General features: G+C 42.7%; 11 protein-coding genes. 1 reads left to right on the forward strand and 10 read right to left on the reverse strand.

All coding sequences use genetic code 11. The features are described from left to right. Positions 1 to 8: 8 nt before the first annotated feature. The 5 genes from BJI48_RS00300 to BJI48_RS00320 form a co-directional block, all read right to left on the reverse strand. Complete coding sequence (locus BJI48_RS00300; RefSeq protein WP_095330631.1) at positions 9 to 1,166, reverse strand: restriction endonuclease subunit S; 1,158 nt, start codon at positions 1,164 to 1,166, stop codon at positions 9 to 11. Continuing rightward, a complete protein-coding gene (locus tag BJI48_RS00305; RefSeq protein WP_095330633.1) occupies positions 1,166 to 2,644 on the reverse strand; it encodes a class I SAM-dependent DNA methyltransferase in 1,479 nt (492 codons plus the stop codon). Before BJI48_RS00305 ends, BJI48_RS00300 begins: the two co-directional genes overlap by 1 nt. 73 nt (positions 2,645 to 2,717) lie before the next feature. Further along, a complete protein-coding gene (guaA, locus tag BJI48_RS00310; protein WP_095330635.1) occupies positions 2,718 to 4,277 on the reverse strand; it encodes a glutamine-hydrolyzing GMP synthase in 1,560 nt (519 codons plus the stop codon). Between the two features lie 817 nt (positions 4,278 to 5,094). After that, entirely contained in the window at positions 5,095 to 6,735 is a 1,641-nt protein-coding gene (locus BJI48_RS00315) for an AAA domain-containing protein (RefSeq protein ID WP_095330637.1), read from the reverse strand. Between the two features lie 51 nt (positions 6,736 to 6,786). After that, positions 6,787 to 7,995 carry a PLP-dependent aminotransferase family protein gene (locus BJI48_RS00320; RefSeq protein ID WP_095330639.1) on the reverse strand — a complete coding sequence of 403 codons (1,209 nt, stop codon included), beginning with the start codon at positions 7,993 to 7,995 and terminating at the stop codon, positions 6,787 to 6,789. A gap of 215 nt (positions 7,996 to 8,210) precedes the next feature. On the opposite strand from BJI48_RS00320, the gene acs reads away from it, so the two are divergent. Further along, a complete protein-coding gene (gene acs, locus BJI48_RS00325; RefSeq protein ID WP_095330641.1) occupies positions 8,211 to 10,208 on the forward strand; it encodes an acetate--CoA ligase in 1,998 nt (665 codons plus the stop codon). A 91-nt stretch (positions 10,209 to 10,299) separates the two neighbouring features. Here acs and BJI48_RS00330 read toward each other — a convergent pair whose 3' ends face one another. The 5 genes from BJI48_RS00330 to BJI48_RS00350 form a co-directional block, all read right to left on the reverse strand. Beyond that, the gene (locus BJI48_RS00330; protein ID WP_095330643.1) at positions 10,300 to 11,436 is read right to left on the reverse strand and encodes an MFS transporter; all 1,137 of its coding nucleotides are present in this window, start codon (positions 11,434 to 11,436) and stop codon (positions 10,300 to 10,302) included. A 220-nt stretch (positions 11,437 to 11,656) separates the two neighbouring features. Next, positions 11,657 to 13,735, reverse strand: a complete 2,079-nt coding sequence (gene fusA, locus BJI48_RS00335) for an elongation factor G (RefSeq protein ID WP_095330645.1) — start codon at positions 13,733 to 13,735, stop codon at positions 11,657 to 11,659. An 81-nt stretch (positions 13,736 to 13,816) separates the two neighbouring features. After that, positions 13,817 to 14,284: a 30S ribosomal protein S7 gene (rpsG, locus tag BJI48_RS00340; RefSeq protein ID WP_095330647.1), complete on the reverse strand. Its 468-nt coding sequence runs from the start codon at positions 14,282 to 14,284 to the stop codon at positions 13,817 to 13,819. A gap of 11 nt (positions 14,285 to 14,295) precedes the next feature. After that, complete coding sequence (gene rpsL / locus BJI48_RS00345; protein WP_095330650.1) at positions 14,296 to 14,685, reverse strand: 30S ribosomal protein S12; 390 nt, start codon at positions 14,683 to 14,685, stop codon at positions 14,296 to 14,298. A gap of 88 nt (positions 14,686 to 14,773) precedes the next feature. Beyond that, the gene (locus tag BJI48_RS00350; protein WP_095330654.1) at positions 14,774 to 23,431 is read right to left on the reverse strand and encodes a DNA-directed RNA polymerase subunit beta/beta'; all 8,658 of its coding nucleotides are present in this window, start codon (positions 23,429 to 23,431) and stop codon (positions 14,774 to 14,776) included. Between the last annotated feature and the right edge of the window lie 154 nt (positions 23,432 to 23,585).

The raw sequence follows: 23,585 nt of genomic DNA on the forward strand, positions 1-23,585 counted from the left end.
CTCTCACCTCACTCGAAATATTCTTGCATTAGGCTGTTAAAGAGGTTTTCCGCCTCAGTTAGCGCTTGCTTTATTTGGGCTTTTTGCGCTTCGATTTCAATTACAATGTTGGTAAAGCGGGTTTGTGTATCTGGTGGTGGGATAGGTATAGGAAGTTTTCTAATATCGCCTAATGCTATGAATTTTTGTGTTCCGCCTCGATTTACCTTTTGAATTGCATTCTCAAAAAAAGAAGAAGATAACAATGTCTTAATAAATGTGTTACACATAATTGAATCCGCAAACTTTATAATAGCTACATTTTTAACGGCAAATTCCTGATTGACATTTACAATAACCGGATTTCCTATTGTTCCAATCATTGGCATAATGATGTCACCATTATCTACCTTTGAGCGTTGGTTAATCTTCATCAAATCTTCGGATGAAATCAGATTGGCTGTAGAAAAATCGATGTAGCCCTGCTTTACATTTTTAGAAGTCACTAAAGGATACCCATCTCTAACATAAGTAGGGGAATCGTGTGTGCCATCTCTTACATCACATACACTTTGCAAAGACTGAATTTCCCAACCCTTTTCGTTAATCACAGGGTCACCAAACATCTCATAAAACACCGACTGCACCAGTTTATCTAGCTCGGTAAGCTGTTCCTTGTAGCCCTTGACTATCTCGCTGGCAAGGTCAAGGTTTTTGGCAATACGCTTTTGTTCGTCTAAGGGCGGGAGGGGGATTAGAACTTCCGAAAAATTACTTTTATTGATTATAGGTACGACAGGAGCATTTGCAATTTGTTTCAAATATGCTCTTCTTGTTAGAACCACATTTGCTAGGTACTCGCTAACAATAACCTTGTCATGAGGAATAATAGCATTTATCTGTTGATTGCAAGTACTTTCACATGTGGCAATACCAACCTTCCCTATTGTTCCAATACACGTAACTAGTACTGAACCAACAGGTAAAAGTCTGATTTTTTTACGTGCTTTTTCTGACACATACTCATTTGGTATGGTGAGTTTCTCAATAGTATCCTCCGAAAAATCATTAGGCTTGAAAAAAGGGATGTCATCAGAATCATAAAATATAGTTTCTTTTTTAGGTGGGGTGCTTCCTGTTACTATGGTTCCAACATCCCCTAGCCTCACCATCTCCCATTTACCCATCAAATCCGCCCCCGCAGTTCCTCAGTCTTGGCGGTGATGTCTGCATTTAGCATAACAAGCTTATCTAATATCACTGAGGGCGCATCATATGCTACCTTTTCATACACCATTTCTTTATAGCGGTTGATAGAAAGGTCATAATTGTTCTCTGCAATCTCGTTTTTGCTCACAAAAAAGCTCTGCTCGGTTTTGGCTCTGTCCGCTTCTCCCTCCAAATCTCCAAAGCGAGCAAGAATATCAGGGATGTCGTTTTCGGCGATTTCGCTACGCTTATCATCTAGCGAAAACCCATCGGCTTTCATATCATAAAACCAAACGTTTTCCGTGCCACCAGCGCCTGTTTTGGTAAATACCAGCACGGCGGTGGAAACCCCCGCATAGGGCTTAAACACACCACTAGGCATAGACACCACCGCTCGCAAATGGTGATTTTCTACCAATTCCTTGCGGATGGCAATATGTGCTTTTGATGTGCCAAACAGCACCCCATCAGGCACGATACACGCACAGCGCCCGCCCTTTTTTAGCATACGGATAAAAAGTGCTAAAAACAGCAGTTCGGTCTTTTTGGTATTACATACTGCTTTGAGGTTGTCATTGATGCTTTCTGCATCTAGTGTGCCGGTAAAAGGTGGATTGGCTAAAATCACATCATAGCGGGAGGAGATATCGTTTTGCTTGGAAACACTATCCTTATAATCCACATCGGGGTTGGTGATGGAATGGAGCATTAGATTCATTGCAGAAATACGTAGCATCGTATTATCAGAATCAAAGCCACTAAAGGCATTTCCGGCAAAATGCTCCCACTGCTCGGTAGTCATATCACTCTCATAATGCTTGCGAATATATTCTGCAGAGGACACCAAAAATCCCGCTGTGCCACAAGCAGGGTCACAGATATGGTCATCGGGAGTAGGGGCTACCAGTGCTACCATCATTTCACGAATATGCTTGGGCGTGCGAAACTGCCCATTTTGCCCGGCAGTGGCGAGCTTGCCGAGCATATATTCATAGAGATCGCCTAGCATATCTTTGTCTTTGATGTCATACTCATAGAGTTCATCAAGGGCAGTGACAACCTTTTGCAAAAGTTGCTTTTTCCCCTCCGGGAAGAGAAACATAGCATCTTTCATATAGCGAGAAAAGGCAGCCTGCTCTTTGGTTGCATCATCGCCAATGGCTTTGATAAAGGGGAACACCTTTTGCCCTACGATTTCATAAATCTCACGAGGGTCGCGGTTTTTGAACTTACTCCATCGCATCGCCTGACCTTGGGCATCTTGCGGGAAGATTTTTGACATTTTCTCACCACTGATGGCTTCAAACTGCTCGGCTTCCAAGTCCTTTTCATCCAAGGAGCGGATAAACATTAGGTAGGTAAGTTGCTCAATAACGGTGAGCGGGTTGGTGATGCCACCTGCCCACATATCTGTCCAAATTTTGTCTATCTTGTTGCGGATTTCGCCTGTAATCATTGCGTATTTTCCTATTTTTTATACGAATGTAGTTATTGACAAAATATAGCCAATTTGCAATCAACAAAAAGACTTATTCCCACTCAATCGTTCCCGGAGGCTTTGAAGTAATATCATAGACCACACGATTAATCCCAGCGACTTCATTGATAATGCGAGTAGAAATGCTTTCTAAAAGCTCGTGAGGCAGATGGGCAAAGCTCGCTGTCATCCCATCAGTTGCGACTACCGCACGCACACAAATCGTATTATCATAGGTGCGATTATCCCCCATCACGCCGACAGATTTGACATTGAGTAGCACGCAAAATGCCTGCCACACCTTGTCATAATAACCGCTTTTGTGCAATTCATCCAAAAACACCGCATCGGCTTTCTGGAGCAAATCCAAATCCGTGCGATTGACATCGCCCATAATACGAATCGCAAGACCAGGTCCGGGGAATGGGTGGCGCATTAGCATATGTTCTGGCATCCCCAGCTCACGCCCTAGCTGGCGGACTTCATCTTTGAAAAGTTCCCTCAAAGGCTCAATCAGCTCAAAATTCATCCATTCAGGCAGGCCGCCGACATTATGGTGGGATTTGATGGTTTTAGAAGGACCTTTCACGCTCACAGATTCGATAACATCAGGATAAAGCGTGCCTTGTGCCAAAAATTTGATTGCACCATTTTGGTGATACTTTTTTGCCTCTTTTTCAAAGACCTCAATAAACGTCTCTCCAATGATCTTGCGCTTTTTTTCTGGATCTTTCACACCGGCTAATTTAGCCAAAAAAAGCTCGCTAGCATCGACACTGATAAGCGGGATGCCGAGATTTTCTTGGAACATTTTTTCAACCGCCTCACGCTCACCAAAGCGCAAAAGCCCGTGATCGACAAAAACTGGCACTAAGCGCTCCCCGATAGCCCGATACAACAAAGTCGCCACCACCGAAGAATCCACCCCGCCACTCACGCCACACAAAACCTTGCCATCTGCGGTCATCTCACGCAATTTGGCGATTTCACTCTGGGCAAATCGGCGCATATCCCAAGTCGTGCTTGCCCCACAGATTTTCACAGCAAAATTTTGCAACATTTCCCCACCACATTCGCTCTGAACGACTTCAGGATGGAATTGAAACGCATAAATCTGGCGGGCAAAATCAGCAATCGCACAATTTTGGGTATTGCCACTTTTTGCAAGCTCAACAAAGCCTTTTGGGATCACTTCGACTTTATCACTATGGCTCATCCAGACGATACTTTTGGGCTTGAGACCCCTAAATATCGGATTTGTCTCTGTGTCCTGCCCCAATAGCTCCAACGTCGCTTTGCCATACTCTTGGGCGCACGCAGGCACAACACGCCCACCAAAAAAATCCGCAATATATTGCATCCCATAGCAAATCCCAAGCACAGGAATACCCAGATCAAAAATCCGACTATCGGGCTTGTAAGCATCGGGGGCATACACGCTCGCAGGCCCGCCACTTAGAATCAGACCTTTGGGATTTTTTGCACGAACAGCCTCCAATGTCTCAAAATACGGCACAATCTCGGTATAAACCCCGTATTCACGCAATCGCCTAGCGATAAGCTGTGTGTATTGACTACCAAAATCCAAAACCAAAATCTCAACCCTATGCATACAAGAACCTTTCATATGATTTTCCAATCGTTTTTGAAATCATATCAAAAAGAACATTATGTTTTATTCGATTCACTGGAGCGAATTGGGTAGAACATAATAAAAACCTTTAAAAATTTATTTCCAACGCACAAGCATCGCATTTAAGCCACCCACCTAGCCTGCAGGCTGAAAGTGCGTAGGGAGCTTTGGTTTGCTAGTAGCTCAAGAATTGCTAACAAAAAAGCAATCTACGCTGTGTCATCATATCCGATAAGGGGGCGGGTCAGGGTTTGGGGGAGTTTGAGGGGGATAAGGGGCGGACTTCGCAATTTAAGCCCCTTGTCCCCTCTCAAGAAGAAAACAAAACTAGGGATTTTTTAATTCACCCTTTAGGTTTATTACAGAAATAAAAAGACTTTTAACTGGGTTGATGACCAGCGGTAGCTGGGAATAAAACGGGTGGGTGGGTCAGAATACTTTAGGAACAGGAGGAGCGTTAAGGTTAAAGCCAACTGCTTGGCTTAACTAGCTCCGCACGGCGATTGCGTTGTGCGACTATAAGGAGCACCGCAAGACGCCCAAACCTTAATTCACTCGCCCGCAGTGGTCTTCAGATTCGCTAAGCGAATCGAGTAAGCAAAATGAAAACCTTAGAAACCTATCTCGAATATTCAAGGCAAGCTTAAATATGAGATGGTTACTTTAGGAATGGAAGTAGGCTCTGCCTGCTGGAATGGTCTTCAGGTTTAATTTTTCAGAGAAAAAATTAAACCGAGTTTAAAATAGATGAGCGGTCTTCGGGTTTGTTTTGGAAAAACAAACCGCATAAGGACAATCAAAAAGGACGGCAAGATTCCAAGATATGCTTGATGAATTGCCCATTTTGGAGTTTCCAAAAATCATAATCACAAACAATAACCAGGCGTTTTTTTATCCGACTGATTGCGACATTTAGGGCGTGCAAAGCCCTGATATTCTGGGAATTGGTGAGATGATAATGCAAGCAAACAGGAGAAAAAATCACCGTGTCAAACTCTTGGCCTTGCGAGCTATGGATCGTCCAAACCTTATCCCGTGGGATGCCTAGCTCAATCATCTGCCGTCTTTGCTTCACAAATGGCGTCAAAACCGCATAATCACTCCCCCAAAATGCCCGCACCAAATTGAGGGCATTTTTTGCTTCATTGAGACTAATATGATCGCTATCACCCTGCTCACGCTTGCTATCGACATAAAAAAGCTCGGTCTGCCCCACAACTCCCCGAAGCCCGTTTTTATAGATATGCTTATCCAAAATGCTTGCGAGATTATCGCCATATCGATGGGTTTTGGTCAATTTTGCTACGCATATGTTTTCAAACGCCACATCTTGGTATTGGCTTTTGGAAAAAAGTGGATTTTTTCGCTCAAAATCCGTGCTTTTAAACAATTCTTCAAGATTGAGTGCGGAGAGATTCCAGAGATTGGCATAAAAATTGTCATTTTGAGCGATGTCTTTTTGGGGCATTTCACAAATCGGGCTTAACTGCTTGTGATCGCCCAAAAAAGTCAGGGGCGTATTATCCACGCACAACGCACACGCCTTAATCAGGGGCGTGAAAGCACATTCATCCAAAAATATATGGTCAAATTTCACTTCCAAGCTCTTATATTTGCGGATAAATCCATCCATAGTCATCCCCACAACAAGCGCCTCTTTGAGCCTATCTTTAAAACCAGATGCAAAGCTAAAAAGGCTTTGGGGGGCGACTTTTTTTAATACATTAGGATCGCAAACCTCTACATAGGCGTTCAAAAACCCACTTGTTGGCATCCCTAATCGCAAAATCTTTTCACGATTAAGCCCCAGAGTGTCAAATTTTTTGATAAGGGTCTTTAAAACTTGCTCCAAAGCGTTGTTGGTAGGGGCAAGGACGCAGACTTTTTTGCCCGCTTGAATCAGGCTAAAGAGGGATTCAAACAAAACGATTTGGGTTTTGCCACTCCCTGGAGGTCCCCACACATAAGTCGCTGGATGGGAGAAAATAGCCCTGATCGCTTCGGCTTGCTCAAGCGTAGGGTCTTTTGAGATGATAGGCTCTACGCCGACACAGCGATTAGGCAGGGCTATTTTGGGCGTGGTGCTGAAATAATCCTCGACATTTTTTACCAAAAACTTCAGATCACTAAACAAAAAAATATCATTTTTCTTGGTTTTTTTGAGTTTTTTGTGCATAGCTTCATCAATAAAAAGGCATAAAACATTGCTACGCTCATCAAAATATTTTTGCTCCAGCCCCTCTTGTCCGATCAAAAATTCTTCCTCGCCCACCTTTAATATCAAGCTTTCAGGGTTAAAAATCTTGCCTCTTAGCGAAAAATGCACCTCTTCGGGCGTAAGGGTAAAGGAAATTATTTTGATTTCTTCTAATCCTAGAGCATTTTGCTCCAAAAAATCATAATAAATCTGGCTTGAACGCACCAAAACATCGTTCATCAACGCCCTAACCTTGCAGTCTTATGCAAATCTTGCCTCCAAAAAATCATTTTATTTTTGATATGCCTCTATCGTTTTGGCAAGCCGCTTGATACCTTCTTTAATAGTGGCTTCATCCGGATAAGAAAAATTGATCCGAGCAAATCGAGCTACATTGGCTGGATCGACACAAAACGGCGTCGCAGGGATGATGGCGACTTGATTTTCCAAAGCCTTTTGTGCAAGCTCATTAGTATCAATGCGAAGTTTTTTGAAATCTAGCCAAAAGAAAAAGCCCCCCAAAGGCTTTTCCCAAACCACGCCCAAAGGCGATAGATAAGCCTCCAAACATTCTTGCATTTTATCCCTTTTTGCCTTGTAGATACGGAGCATTTTGGATAGATGGGTATCTAAATGCCCCTTTTGGCAATACGCATACGTGAGGCTCTGGGTGATCGCACTAGAACAAATATCAATACTTTGCTTGAAAATCGTCATCGCACGGATAATCTTTTCATCCCCAACAACCCAGCCAATACGCACAGCAGGCGAGAGGATTTTGGAAAATGATCCGACATAAACGACATTTTCATTGCAAAGCGAATAAACCGAAGCGATATGCTCGCCCTCATAACGCAAATACCCGTAAGGATCATCTTCAAGCACGACAATATCGTATTTTTGGGCGATTTGAGCGAGCTTGGCACGTCTTGCCTCACTCAGGCAAACCCCCGCAGGGTTTTGAAAATTCACAATCGTATAGATCAACTTTACTTTTTTACCCCTTTTGAGGAGTTCTTCAATCTTGTTTTCGAGAAAATCTGTCTGAAGCCCTTGCTTATCCATCGGGATACTCACCACTTCGGCTTGATGGTTAGAAAACACATTCAACGCTGCCAGATACGTGGGGTCTTCAGCGATCACGACATCACCGGGATCTAAAATACTCCACGCGATAAGATCTAATGCTTGTTGCGAGCCACTAGTAAGCAACATTTCTTCTGCACGCACCTCCCTGCCAAGCCGTTTAGCATTCCAAGAGGCAAGGAATGCCTTGAGATTTTTATCGCCCTCTGTCAAAGAATATTGCAAAATATCCCTGCCCTGCTCTTTTAAAATCCCCACGCCCTCATAAAACTCATCAATAGGGAAAACCTCAGGCGCAGGCATCCCCCCAGCAAGAGAAATCATCCCCTCATTGCTCAATACCTTGATAATCTCGCGAACCGGTGAGGGGCGAGAATTTTTAGCAACTTCGCTGAAATGCTGTTCCCAAAACATTGTATTCTCCAAAAAAATTAATAACGAATTTTAACGACTTTTGTAGTGAATTTAAAAACAAAAATGTAAATTTTCCAACCAAAACTCTATGTTTCTAAAATAAACAAAATAAAATAAAAAATTTTCAAAATTACGCATTTTTTCGCGATTCTGAAGAAATTTCAACTATGATGGATAAACAACCGAATCCAACATTATTGCAACAAGGAGAAACGATGGAAAATATCAATAATGACTTAGAATTGATGCAGACAATTTTTAAACCCAATCGTGCATTATCCAAACAATCCAGAATCAAAAATATTTGCGAATACGAGGATTTGTGTTTGGATGCAGAAGAAGACTATGAAGCCTACTGGGGGAATCTCGCTAGAGAAAAAATCAGCTGGATAGAGCCATTCAAACAAGTCTTAGATGAGAGCAAAGCCCCTTTTTATCAATGGTTTGTCGGCGGGAAGCTCAATGTTTGCTACCAATGCGTCGATCGCCATATCCAAAAGCGAAAAAACAAAGTAGCGATTATTTTTGAAGGGGAGATGGGTGATTACAAGGTTTATACCTACCGCAGGCTGTATCGTGAGGTAAATCAAACAGCAAATCTACTCAAAAATCGCTTCGGGATAAAAAAAGGCGATCGTGTCATTATCTATATGCCGATGATTCCTGAATCGGCTATTATGATGCTGGCGTGTGCGCGTATTGGGGCGATCCATTCGGTTGTTTTTGGAGGGTTTAGCCCAGAAGCCTTGCGGGATCGTATCAATGACACCCAAGCCAAGCTTGTCATCACCGCTGATGGGGCTTTTAGGAGAGGCAGACCCTATATGCTAAAACCAGCCGTAGATAAGGCACTCGAAGACAATCAATGCCCTAGCGTAGAAAAAGTCCTCATCGTTATCCGCAATAACGAACCCATCGAATATATCCGAGGCAGGGATTATGTTTATAACGAAATCGTTACGCTAGAATCATCGCAATGCGAACCCGAACCAATGGATGCAGAAGACCCATTATTCTTGCTCTACACCTCAGGCTCTACAGGCAAGCCAAAGGGCGTGCAACACAGCAGTGCGGGCTATATTTTGTGGGCGCAAATGACAATGGAATGGGTCTTTGATGTCAAAGAAAGCGATAATTATTGGTGCACAGCGGATATTGGCTGGATTACCGGGCATACCTATATCGTATATGGACCTTTGGCTATCGGGGCGACAACGATTATGTATGAGGGCACCCCAACATATCCCAATCATTCCAGATGGTGGGAGATGATAGAAGAATATCGTGTGAATCAGTTTTATACCTCACCCACAGCCATCCGAATGCTCCACGCAGATGCGCCTGATGAACCTGATAATTATGATCTTTCTTCGCTCCGCATACTCGGCACGGTGGGCGAACCTATTGATCCAAGTGCGTGGAAATGGTTTTATGAAAAAATCGGACGGGGCAAATGCTCGGTCGTAGATACCTGGTGGCAAACAGAAACTGGCGGGCATATGATATCCCCGCTACCTGGGGCCACACCGATGAAACCCGGCTGTGCGACGCTCCCCTTGCCGGGTATCCAGGCTGAAATCCTCGATGAAGAGGGGAATAAAAAAGATGTCGGCGAACCCGGACTTTTGTGTATCACCAAGCCTTGGCCCTCGATGATTCGGGGCGTTTGGGGGAATCCACAACGCTATGCAGAGGGGTATTTTTCTCAAGTCAAATCCAAAGATGGGAAACCTATCTATTTCAGCGGGGATGCGGCCTTTTATGATGAAAGGGGCTATATCACCATCATCGGGAGAACCGATGATGTTATCAATGTATCAGGGCATCGAATCGGGACAGCTGAAGTGGAATCGGCAATCGCTAAACACAAAGACATTGCTGAGTCTGCGATCGTAAGCACGCTTGATCCTATCACGGGCGAATCGCTATTTGCGTTTGTTGTTACCACCCCAAACACGAGTTGCGACCTCAAACAGCATATGAGTCTCTTGCCCGAGCTCAATGCCCTCATCCGTGAAGAAATCGGACCGATAGCCAAAATCAACAATATCCTTTATGTGCCCGGGCTTCCAAAAACACGCAGTGGCAAGATAATGCGTCGCTTGCTGAGGAATATCGCTAGAGGAGAACCGATCAAGCAAGACACCAGCACATTGGAAAATCCAAATATCGTCAAAGAAATCATTGCTATCGCTCAAGGCAAAAATGCTTAGTGCAACTTAGGGTGCGTGGCTCTGATGATAAAAAGATGATAAAAAAACGGGGGCAATCGTTGCCCCAAAAAATTAAACGCCCTAACAGACTTCAAAATCTCTCTTTTAGATAGGGCAAAACGCTAAGAAATCCCATCAGTGCAAGAAAAGATGCTATCTGCAAAGGCGAGACAGCAGAAAATCCTTTTTGAAGTGCCAAGCCTCCCAGATAGCTCCCCAGCGTAATGCCCCCATTGGCAACCACTGCCATAAAAACATTGACAAAAGCAGAATTGTTTGAAGAACGCACGATCCTTGTAACCATAGCGGGATTGAGCGCCAAACCAAAAAGCCCCATCCCCATCGTGCAAACAAAAGCAAATATTTGCGAATCAGCCCAGAGAGCAAAAACCACAAACACACAAGCAAGACAGATAAATCCAATCACCTGAATGCTTATAACGTGTTGGTGGGCAAGGCGTCCGACAATAAAATTTCCCACCACCATACACACGCCATACAAGAAAAAAAGAATCGGCATATAGCTCGCAGGGATATGAGAAATATTTTCATAAATAGGGACAAGATAAGAATAAGCCGCAAAGACCGAAGCAGTGAGTAAGGCTATCGTGAGATACCCCATCCAAAGAGTAACACGCCCAAATGAAACAAATTCATTCTTGAAGCTCGCTTCAATGGCTTGAGTAGCTGGAACTTTCCAAGCAACAAAAACAAACGATACCACCAAGATGAGCGAGACCAAATGGAACAAATAACGCCACTCCAAAAAATGGGATGCAAAGCTAACCAAAGGAATCCCAAAAGCAGGGGCAAACAAAAACCCTGCAAGAATGATCGAGGCGATTTTTCCGTGGTTTTCTTCTGAAGTCAAACCCATCGCAATATTCAAGGCAAAGCCAATAATGATAACAAAACTAGAGCCAGAAATAAAACGCCCGATTGCTATCATTGCATAAGTTTGGGCGAAACCAGTGAGAATATTACCCACCAAAAAGACAAAAATCATCCAAAGCAAAACTTTTTTCTTTGAAAATTTAAATAACACTAAACTAAAAACAACACCACAGATCGAAGCAGATACTGCAAAGATAGACACCAAATAACCAATTTCAGAAATACCAACCCCAAAATAATGTGCCAAATCAAATTCCATTGGAGCGACCATTACCGCAGAGGTTTCAATACAAAAAATAACAAAAGAAAAAACTATTGATATCATTAATGGCATAACTTTTTTCCTAATTTAATAATATTTATTTTTTATCTATAAATTTTTATATTTTATAAATAAAAAATTACATAATAATATTATATTTAGCGTTAATTTGAGCGGTTAAAATATAACTAATTATTTTTAGCTAGTTTTGATAAGGAATATTTTATTGAAGAAAAATATTTTTGAAAAAGAAGTTAAAAAACAAAAGAGCGAGAATTGCTAGAAAAAGGGATTAGCCTTTTCGCTTCTCCACGATTTCCTTAGCAATATTTCCAGGAACCTCTCCATAATGGTCAAACTCCATCGAATAAGTCCCCCTACCCTGTGTCGCAGAACGCAGGTCGGTAGAATAACCAAACATTTCAGCAAGGGGAACAAAAGCATTCACGATCTTAAGCCCCATCCGATCATCCATCGAATTGATTTGCCCGCGCCTACGATTCAAATCACCAATGACATCACCCATATATTCTTCAGGGACTTCGACTTCAACTTTCATCATTGGTTCAAGCAACACAGGATTAGCAGCCCTGCAGGCATCTTTAAATGCCATCGAACCAGCAATCTTGAATGCCATCTCCGAAGAATCCACATCGTGATAACTACCATCATAAAGCGTTACTTTAAAATCCACTACGGGATAACCTGCCAAAACACCGCTTTGCATTGCTTCTTGAATCCCCTTATCCACCGCAGGGATATATTCTTTGGGGATAACACCACCTGAAATTTGATTCACAAATTCATAGCCACTGCCGGGCTCTTTGGGTTCTAGCTTGATAAATACGTGACCATATTGCCCCCTACCCCCAGACTGCTTAGCATATTTGCACTCTTTATTGACAGAAGCCCTGATGGTTTCTCTAAAAGCAACTTGAGGTTGCCCGATTTCAGCTTCGACTTTAAATTCTCTCTTCAAGCGATCGACAATGATCTCCAAGTGCAATTCACCCATACCACCGATAAGTGTTTGACCGGTTTCTTCTTGGGTGCTGACCCTAAAACTTGGATCTTCTTCAGCCAACTTACCCAAAGCAACGCCCATTTTTTCTTGATCTGCCTTGGTTTTTGGCTCCACAGCAATATGAATGACTGGCTCTGGAAACTCCATTCTCTCAAGAATAACTGGGGCTTTTTCATCACAAAGCGTATCACCTGTCAAGGTTTCTTTCAAGCCTACAAAAGCACAAATTTCACCCGCATAAACCTCTTTAATATCTTCGCGCTTATTCGAGTGCATTTTCAAAAGTCGCCCCACACGCTCTTTTTTGCCTTTTGTAGAATTGAGAACATAGCTACCTGATTCAAGCATCCCACGATAAACACGCACAAAAGTGAGTTGGCCAACAAAAGGGTCGGTCATAATCTTAAACGCAAGCCCGGCAAACTCGCCATTATCGGTTGATTGGACGTGGATCTCTTCTTCGGTTTTTGGATCAATCCCTTTAATATCAACAACTTCAGTCGGAGCAGGCAGAAAATCCACAACCGCATCAAGCAATGTCTGGACGCCTTTATTCTTGAAAGATGATCCACATAACATTGGGATCAAGCTCATATTATGGCAACCGATCTTGATACCTTTTTTGATTTCAGCAACGCTAAGCTCTTCCCCACTCAAATATTTTTCCATCAATGCTTCATCCTGCTCAGCAGCGGCTTCAAGCAACTTTTCTCGGTATTCTTTGGCTTTCTCCATCAAATCTGCTGGGATTTCCTCCACATCATATTGAGCGCCCATCGCTTCATTATTCCAAACGATCGCTTTCATCTCAACCAAATCAATAACACCTTTAAACGTGTCTTCCGCACCTATGGGGATATTGATAGGGATAGGGTTGGCTTTGAGTCTTTGACTGATTTGAGACTCAACATTATAAAAATTTGCCCCAATCCTGTCCATTTTATTTACAAATACCATTCTGGGAACACCATATTTATTGGCCTGTCTCCAAACGGTTTCGCTTTGAGGCTGGACACCACCTACAGAACAAAATACAGCAACCGCCCCGTCCAAAACCCGCATCGATCTTTCAACTTCTATAGTAAAATCCACGTGTCCGGGAGTGTCGATGAGATTGATTTGATGGTCTTTCCAAAAACAAGTCGTAGCTGCAGAAGTGATCGTAATCCCTCGTTCTTTTTCTTGTTCCATCCAGTCCATTGTTGCAGCACCATCGTGAACCTCGCCTATTTTGTGGCTAACGCCTGTATAGAAAAGTATCCTCTCTGATGTGGTTGTTTTCCCCGCATCAATATGAGCAGCGATTCCGATATTTCTGATCCTGTCTAATGGTGTTTTTCGTGCCATTTGTTTCCTTATGTCAAAAGTTTTATATCTATTTCAGTTTGTGCTGAAGGATAAAAGAAGAGAGCGAAAATCTCGCCCAAATTACCATCGATAATGTGCAAAAGCTTTATTAGCTTCCGCCATCTTATGCACATCTTCCTTTTTCTTAAATGCTGCACCCTTATCATTTGCAGCATCTATCAATTCGTTTGCCAAACGATCAATCATTGTTCTTTCATTTCTTTTTCTTGTGGCTTCAAGTATCCAACGAATCGATAAAGATTGCTGTCGCACAGGTCTGACCTCCACAGGGACTTGATAAGTAGCCCCGCCTACCCTCCGACTCCTGACTTCAACCAAAGGCTTGACTTTATCAAGGGCTTTTTCAAAGATTTCAATCCCTTTTTCCCCGCTCTTTTCTTCTATCTTGCCAAAAGCAGCGTAAATGATTTTTTCTGCAATGCTTTTTTTGCCATCATACATCATTTTGTTGATAAACTTGGTAACGACTTTATTGTTATAGATTGGATCACCCAAAATCTCTCTTACCGGAGCTTTTCTTCTTCTCATCGTGTCTTTCCTTATTTTTTATCAGAGCCAGCTTTGGCTTTTTTGGCGCCATACTTGCTTCGAGAAACCGTCCTTTTTGCAACCCCTGCGGTATCTAAGGCACCCCTAACGATATGGTATTTCACACCCGGTAAGTCTTTTACCCTGCCACCTCTAACCAACACGATAGAGTGTTCTTGGAGATTATGACCTTCTCCTGGAATATAACTAATGACTTCGACTTTGCTTGTAAGACGCACTTTTGCGACTTTTCTTAATGCCGAGTTAGGCTTCTTTGGTGTTGTGGTATAAACACGTGTGCAAACACCTCTCCTCTGAGGACACTCCAACAAAGCAGGAGACTTTGTTTTCTTGATAACCTTTTTTCTCTCTTTTCTGACTAACTGATTGATGGTTGGCACTATTGAATTCCTTTTTCTAAAATTTAAATTAAAAATGGTCTAATTTTACACCAAAAAATCTTTTATTTATCTTAGAGATAGACAAGAATCAATCTTGCGTATCTGTTTTGACAACAAATTTCTTGTTCTTATAAAGCCCTGTCCCGACAGGAATCATCCTCCCTAAGACAACATTTTCTTTGAGATCTTCCAAGAAGTCTTTTTTCGCTGCGATACTCGCCTCGGTCAAAACCTTTGTCGTCTCTTGGAAAGAAGCTGCAGAGATGATACTATCACTACCGATTGCTGCTCGGGTGATACCCAACAAAATCGGCTCAGCAATAGCAGGCTCCCCACCTAATCGGATGGTTTTTTCATTTTCTTCCTTGAAATGTCTCTTGCTTACCAAATCGCCCTCAATAAACTTGGTATTGCCACTATCGACAATTTTTACCTGGCGTAACATCTGAGAAACAATGATTTCTATATGTTTATCAGCAATACTTACGCCTTGTCTTCGATAGACCTGCTGGACCTCGCTCACGATGTATTTATGCAATTCTTTCTCACCACTGATCCTCAAAATATCGTGGCTTGATGTCACACCCTCTGTCATCGCTTCGCCAGCGTGCACAAATTCATCGGTATGCACCAAAATCTGCTTGTTTTTATCCACAAGATATTCCGCACTCCTGCCATCATCGGAGGTAACAATAATCCTCTCCTTGTTCCTAATGGGTTTGCCAAAGCTCACAATACCATCGATTTCAGAAAGTATCGCAATATCTTTTGGTTTTCTAGCTTCAAAAAGTTCAGAAACTCTAGGAAGACCCCCCGTGATGTCTCGGGATTTGACTGTCGCTTTTGGCGTTTTTGCCAAAATATCAGCAACTTCTACTTTTGCCCCTTCTAACACAGAAATCGAGGTTTTCGGTTCAAGAGCATAGCGCAAGATTTCTCCTGCCCCTGTATCAATCAAAATACTAGGCTTATAGCCTGCTGGGATATATTCATTCACGACAAGATTGGTAATACCGGTGTTTTCATCTTCTTTTTCAGCTACCGTAACGCTTGGGATCACATCTTCAAACGTAACAACACCCGCCTTGTCTGCGATGATAGGATTGTTATAAGGATCCCAAACAGCGATCACGTTTTTGATATCCGTATCTGGCTGGGCGATCAATGTTTTGGGTTCGACCTGATGATTATCCCCAACCAAAATCTTTGAATTTCTTGCTAGATAATGTCGGATCGCCTCTCTATCATTCTCATCAGCAACCACCGCAAAAATACCCTTTTCTTTGACAATATCGCCGGCTTTGATGTCTCTAGTCCTTTGCAAATGATCAGCTTCTAAAACATAATATTTCACCACGCCTTTTTCTTTGGCATAGATTTTCTCGGCGATCGGGGCATTGTCATCGACAATAACCTCACTCGCATACGGGATACGATTGGGGATATTCCAGCCATCTTTGATAATATCAACGATACTGCCACCTGCTTTGACACGATGTCCTGTCCCATAAGGGAGATAGATTTTTCCTTCGATTTTACCACTCACCCCAGCGAGTTCGTTGGGTTTTGCAACATCACCCTTTCTGAGGACAAATTTAGCCTCTTGTTTGGCATTGCTGATACTTACAATCGTCTCATCGTGGGCGCTATCAATCTTGAGCACCCCATCAAATGGGGCTTTTATCTTGGGTTCAACAACCAAAATTGCGGCATTTCTTCGGTTGGCAACGATATTTTTTCCCTCTTTATTTTTGTAGGTCTTGAGATTATAATACCTAATAAAGCCCTCTTTTTCAGCCAAGATCTCGCGCTCCTCTTGACCTCTAGAAGCTGTCCCACCAACGTGGAATGTCCGCAATGTGAGCTGCGTGCCTGGCTCACCGATTGATTGGGCAGCGACCACGCCGACAGCTTCGCCGGGTTTAGACATTTTGCCCTCACCCAAGTTCAATCCGTAGCATTTCGCACAAACACCCTTTTGGGCCTTGCAGGTAACCGGTGTCCTGATGATGACGGATTTTACGCCTGCTTCGGTAATCTTTTTAGCCTTTTCTTCATTGATGAGCGTGCCAGCACTCAAAAGGATTTCATTGGTGATAGGATCGATGACATCTTCAGCTAGCACCCTTCCAAAAATCCTCTCCTCCAAAGGTTCGATCAATTCGCTACCGACGGTAATATCTGTAATCTCAATACCCTCGTGAGTCCCGCAATCTTCCATCACAACTTTGACATTTTGAGAAACATCAATAAGCTTTCTTGTCAAATAACCCGCATTCGCTGTTTTGAGTGCGGTATCTGCTAGACCTTTTCTCGCCCCGTGAGTGGAGTTGAAATACTCCAATACATTCAAGCCCTCTTTGAAGTTTGAAATAATCGGGGTTTCAATGATCGTGCCATCAGGCTTCGCCATCAGACCCCGCATTGCCGACAACTGCCTAATCTGTGCAACCGAACCCCTCGCACCAGAATCTGCCATCATATAAATCGAGTTGAACCCGCCCTTGTCCGCTTCGACCAATGCCATCATCTGCTTGCCCATTTTATTGTTGGTATCTGTCCAAATATCGATGATTTTGTTATATCTCTCTTGTTCGGTCAATAATCCCTGATCATATTGGGCTTGGATTTTTTTGACTTCGTTTTTGGCTACATTGACAACTTTTTCCTTGTCATCCGGGACAATAATATCAGCAGCTGAAATCGAAATCCCCGCTTTTGTGGCATATTTGAAGCCCAGACTCTTGAGGTTATCCAAAAACGTCGCTGTGATACCAATGCCACCTTCTTTATAAACATAATCAATCAATGCGCTGATGTCTTTTTTCTTCATCACACGATTCCACAAAGCAGTCGGAACAAAATCAGGCAAGCTGGATTTGAGAATCAATCGACCCGCTGTGGTATGAAGCACTCTACGATCAATGACGGTTCGAATCTTGGCATTAATATCAAGTTCTGCTGCATCAAGGGCAATCATAATCTCATCGATATTCCCAAACAACTTGTGTTCGCCCTTTACGCCCGATCGCTCCAAAGAAAGATAATATAAGCCCAAAACCATATCTTGGCTTGGCACAGCTACTGCCTTACCACTCGCAGGGAGCAAGATATTCATCGAGCTTAGCATCAATACCTTGCATTCTGTGATGGCTTCTTGAGACAAAGGCACGTGCACTGCCATCTGATCGCCATCAAAGTCGGCATTGAAAGCCGAACAAACCAGCGGGTGCAATTGGATCGCCTTGCCATCAATAAGCTTGGGATGGAATGCCTGTATAGACTGCTTATGGAGCGTAGGTGCACGATTAAGCAACACAGGATAGCCCGCTACGATGGATTGCAAACATTCCCAAACTTCATTGGTTTTTTGTTCGATCATCTTTTTGGCTTGCTTGAGCGTTGTTGCATAGCCTTTTTCTTCGAGCTTCGCTAGTAGATGGGGCTTGAAAAGTTCTAGTGCCATATTTTTTGGCAACCCGCATTCATCCATTCGCAAATTAGGCCCAACGACAATGACGCTCCTTCCAGAGAAATCCACCCGCTTTCCAAGGAGATTTTGTCTGAAGCGCCCTTGCTTTCCTTTGATGATTTCAGAAAGCGATTTCAAAGGACGTTTGTTTGCCCCTTTGACCGCATTGGCATTCCTGCCATTATCAAAGAGCGCATCCACAGCCTCTTGCAGCATCCTTTTTTCATTCCTGACGATGATTTCGGGCGCATCAAGCTCCATCAATCGCTTGAGGCGCTGGTTTCTATTGATAACCCGACGATACAAATCATTGACATCACTGACAGCAAATTTCCCGCCATCAAGCGCAACCAAAGGTCTCAAATCAGGGGGCAACACAGGCAACACGGTAAGCATCATCCACTCGGGGCGATTCCCAGAATTTAAAAAGCTTTCTACGACTTTTAGGCGCTTGATAATGGTTTTCTTTTTTGCTTCAGAGTTGGTAGCTTTGACTTCTTCTCGGAGATTTTGAAGCAAAATTGTCAAATCAAGCTGCTCAAGCAACTCTTTTACCGCCTCGCCACCCATCTGGGCAACAAAACCTGTCTCTTCAAATCGCTGGTGGATATTTTGGTATTGCTCTTCATTCAAAACATCATATTTCATCACGGGTTTTGTGGATTCATTATCATAAAATGCCTCTCCAGGCTCCTTAACAATATAAGCTTCATAATACAACACGCGTTCGAGATCTTTCATCTTCACGCCAAGCAATGTGCCGATACGACTAGGCAAAGAGCTAACATACCAAATGTGTGCCACCGGCGTTACAAGCTCGATATGCCCCATCCGCGAACGCCTGACTTTTGAACTCGTAACTTCCACCCCGCATTTTTCACAAATAATGCCTTTGTAGCGAGGTTTTTTGTATTTCCCGCACAAGCATTCATAATCCCGCACAGGACCAAAAATCTTGGTGCAAAATAAGCCATCTCGTTCGGGTTTGAGTGTTCGATAGTTGATAGTTTCAGGTTTTTTAACCTCCCCGTGACTCCAAGAATGGATTCTTTCTGGACTGGCTAAAACCAATTGAAACGAATTGAAATCTTTTGGACGCTCCTCTTCTTTGACCACAATTGGCTTAGGATTGCCATCCTCATCGACATCATCCCCAAAAATATTGACATCTAATGCCAAAGACTGGAGTTCTTTTGTCAAAACATAAAATGTCTCAGGGATTTCTGATTCCCCAACGTGTTCGCCTTTGGTGATAGCACGATAGGCATTCTCCCTGCCTTTGATGTCATCGGACTTGACCGTTAGCATTTCTTTAAGGGTATGGGCTGCCCCATAGGCCTCAAGCGCCCAAACCTCCATTTCTCCAAATCTCTGACCCCCAAAGAGTGCTTTCCCGCCAACAGGTTGCTGGGTAACAAGCGAATAAGGTCCTGTGCTTCTAGCGTGGACTTTTTCATCCACGAGGTGATGGAGCTTAAGCATATACATATAGCCCACATTCACGCGCTCGCGCATTTTTTCACCCGTTTTGCCATCGTAAAGATCGGTTTTGCCATCCATTGAGATTTTTGCCATCTCAAAAAGCTTATTGAATTTTTCTTGAGAAATGCCCTCAAATACAGGGATAGCAAACTTAACCCCCTTGCTCCAATCTTGGGCATAACCTAATAATTCCTCATCGCTACATTGCTTGAGGACATCGATAATTTGGGGTTCGTTTTGATTGACAACTTCAGCAATTTCAAGCATCTTGGCTCGTAGATTTTTGATAAAAGCCCCGGTTTGTTTCTCAAGCAAAAGCGCAATCTGATTACCAAATTCTTTGCCCACCAGACCCAAATGCACTTCTAGGATTTGCCCGATATTCATACGGCTAGGCACACCTAGAGGATTCAACACAATATCCACCGGCTCGCCATCGGCAGTATAGGGCATATCGACATCAGGGACAATATTAGATACAATACCCTTATTCCCGTGTCTTCCAGCCATTTTATCCCCAACTTTTAGCTTTCTCTTTGTAGCGATATAGATCTTGACCTGCTTAACCACCCCGCTAGGCAAAATATCATCTTTCTCTAAAATCGAAAGCTTTTCTTCGTGTTCTTCTCCGAGTGTCTTTTTTTGCTCCAAGAAATTGGTCTTGATTTGCTCGTATTTGCCCTGCACGGCTTTTGAATAACTTTTTATCAAGGTATTAAGGGCAAAACGATTGATGTTAGCGATTTGCTCTTTTGGAATCATTTCGCCCTTTTTGTATTTCTTTTCGCTCACAACAGCATCAGCGTTGAGTTTTTCTTTTGAAAGCATCAAGCCAATTCGCAACATTTCTTCTTTGTTAAGCATTGTCAAACGATCGTGATGTTCAATATCCAATATGGATTTTTCTTCTTCATAAGCACTGATCGCCCGTGAATCTTTCTCATAGCCTTTTTTTGTGAAAATCTTCACACCCACAACGGTCCCCTCTAAGGACGGCGGGCAATAAAGCGATTTATTCACAACGTGACCTGCTTTTTCTCCAAAAATAGCCCGCAAAAGCCGTTCCTCTGGGGTAGGCTTGACTTCACCTTTGGGAGAAACCTTGCCTACAAGTATCATTCCCCCGCTCACATAAGTCCCGATTTTGACAATCCCGCTATCATCAAGATGAGCGATTTCTTCTTCCCTCACGTTAGGAATATCCGATGTGATTTCTTCAACCCCGTGCTTAAGCTCTCTGGCTTCAATTTCTTTTTCATAAATGTGAATCGAGGTGAAAGCATCCTCTCGGATCACCTTTTCGCTCACAACAATCGCATCTTCAAAATTGTATCCATTCCAAGGCATAAACGCCACACGGATATTCTTGCCAAGGGCAAGCTCGCCATTATCCATACTCGGACCATCTGCGATAATCTGGTCTTTTTGGACAACATCACCTGTCATCACGATGGGTTTTTGGGTAAAGCTTGTATTTTGATTGGTGCGGAGATTTTTTTGCAACGAATACGTATCGATATAAGCACCATTTTCATCTTCGCCTAAAATATAAATATTTTTGGCATCGACTTTTTCGACAATACCGGGTCTGATCGCCTTGATAGCCTCCCAAGAATCCCTAGCGATGATCCCCTCGATCCCAGTCCCCACAATGGGCGCATCTGGTTTCAATAACGGCACAGCTTGGCGTTGCATATTCGAACCCATCAATGCGCGGTTAGCATCATCGTGTTCCAAAAATGGGATCAATGACGCAGCAACGCCCACAAGCATTCTCGGGCTAAGGTCGATAAGCGTAACTTTATTTTTTTCATTAAGCATAATCTCCCCGCCAACCCTCGTTTCGATCAAATCTTCAATAATCGCACCTTTATCATTGAGCTTGGTGCTCGCTGGTGCGATGATATGCCCATCTTCTTGGGTAGCAGTCAGATAAACGATTTCATCGGTTACTTTTCCATTCACGACCTTTTTATAAGGGGCTTCGATAAAGCCAAGATCATTGACTCGTGTAAAGGTGGATAATGTATTGATAAGACCGATATTTTGCCCTTCTGGGGTCTCTATCGGGCAAATCCTGCCGTAATGGGTAGGATGGACATCCCGTGCTTCAAACCCAACTCTTTCTTTTACCAAGCCACCCTCGCCCAAAGCAGAAAGCCTTCTTTTGTGTGTAACTTCAGAAAGCGGGTTGGTTTGATCCATAAATTGCGAAAGCTGGCCACCGGTAAAAAATTCCATAATCGTGCTTGTGATCATTTTGGAATTGATCAAATCGTGGGGCATAATTGTTTCAAAAGCCCCGCTCATTGTGGTGAGCTTGTCCCTGATGGCTTTTTGCATTTTAACAAGCCCGGTGTGCAACTCATTTGCTAGAAGCTCGCCAATAGCACGGATTCTTCGATTACCCAAGTGATCACGATCATCAATCCTACCTTGCCCGTTTTTGACTTTTACCAAATATTTCACGGTCTCAATGACATCTTCGTGCGTTAGCACTGTTACATAATCAGGCACACTCAAGCCAAGCTTATGATTCATTTTCATTCTACCCACTCGGGTCAAATCATATCTTTCAGGCTCAAAAAACAATTGTTTGACAAATTGCTTGGCTACCTCTTTTGTTACAGGCTCACCAGGGCGCATTACCTTATAAATCCTGATAGCAGCCAAATCATTTTCATCATCAATCTTTTCAGTCTGCTTCAAAAGTCGCAATGATTCCGCATCGGCAACAAATGAATGGATAATCGAAGCATCATAACCTAATGCCAAATCATTGGCGATTACAAAATCTTTGACCTTAATTTCTGAGAATTTTTTTAGCTTACTTTCATCAATCTGGGTAAGTGTATCAAAAATCACCTCTCCAGTCTTCTTGTCGATAATAGGCTCTGCTAAATGACGATTGAGCAAAACTTCGGTCGGGTATTCTATCCATTGCAAGCCTTTTTCTTGAAGCTCTTTGGCTTTTTTGGCAGTCAGTCTCTTTCCAGCAGGGATTACAACTTCACCATCAGGATTTTTAATATCAAATTCAATCCTGCCATCAAAATCGCTGGCATTAAAAGGTATCAAATATTTACCTTTTTCAGATCGAACTTTCAATAAAGGATAAAACATTTTGATAATATCTTGTTTGCTGTATCCCATCGCACGGAACAAAATCGTTACGGGGACTTTTCTACGTTTATTGATCCGCACAAATAATGTATCTTTTGCGTCATATTCAAAATACAGCCACGAACCTCTATCAGGGATAATCTGACCGGTATAAATGAGTTTGTTAAAAGACGTTGCTGATTCTTCTTCTTTGAAAATAACCCCTGGGCTTCGGTGCAACTGATTAACAACAACGCGTTCAACGCCGTTGATAATAAAAGAAGTTCGATCGGTCATCAAAGGAATCTCTCGAATAAAAATACTCTGTTCCTTGATGTCTTTCATCCCAATTTTTTCACCTTTTTCATCCTTATCCCACAAAATAAGCCTGATTTTTATTTTCAATGGGATAGCATAAGTAATGCCCCTCTCCATTGCCTCACGAATCGTATATTTAGGCTTTCCAAATTCGCACCCTGCATATTCGAGAGTAATTCTATTTTGAGCATCTTGAATCGGAAAAATAGACTTGAAAACTTTTTCTATTCCACTTTCTTTATCGCCTTTTGGAGATAAAAAAGAATCATAACTATCCCGTTGCAACAACAATAAATTTGGCACTTCCAAACTTTGGGGCAACTTTGTAAAATCTATTCGTAATCTATTTTTTGTTTTAACTTTCGTTGGCATATTTTTAAACCTTCGTTCAGTGGAATTTTGAAGAGTCAAACACTCCAAATAAGCTCAATTTGGGAATCCAATTTAAGATTATTTAGAGTGTCTATAAATTACAATAACCCAAAAAACAGAATTGCCTGTTTTTTGGGTGTTTGAATGCAATTTT

It is taken from the genome of Helicobacter sp. 11S02596-1 (assembly GCF_002272825.1).
In the GTDB taxonomy this organism is placed as follows: Bacteria; Campylobacterota; Campylobacteria; order Campylobacterales; family Helicobacteraceae; genus Helicobacter_J.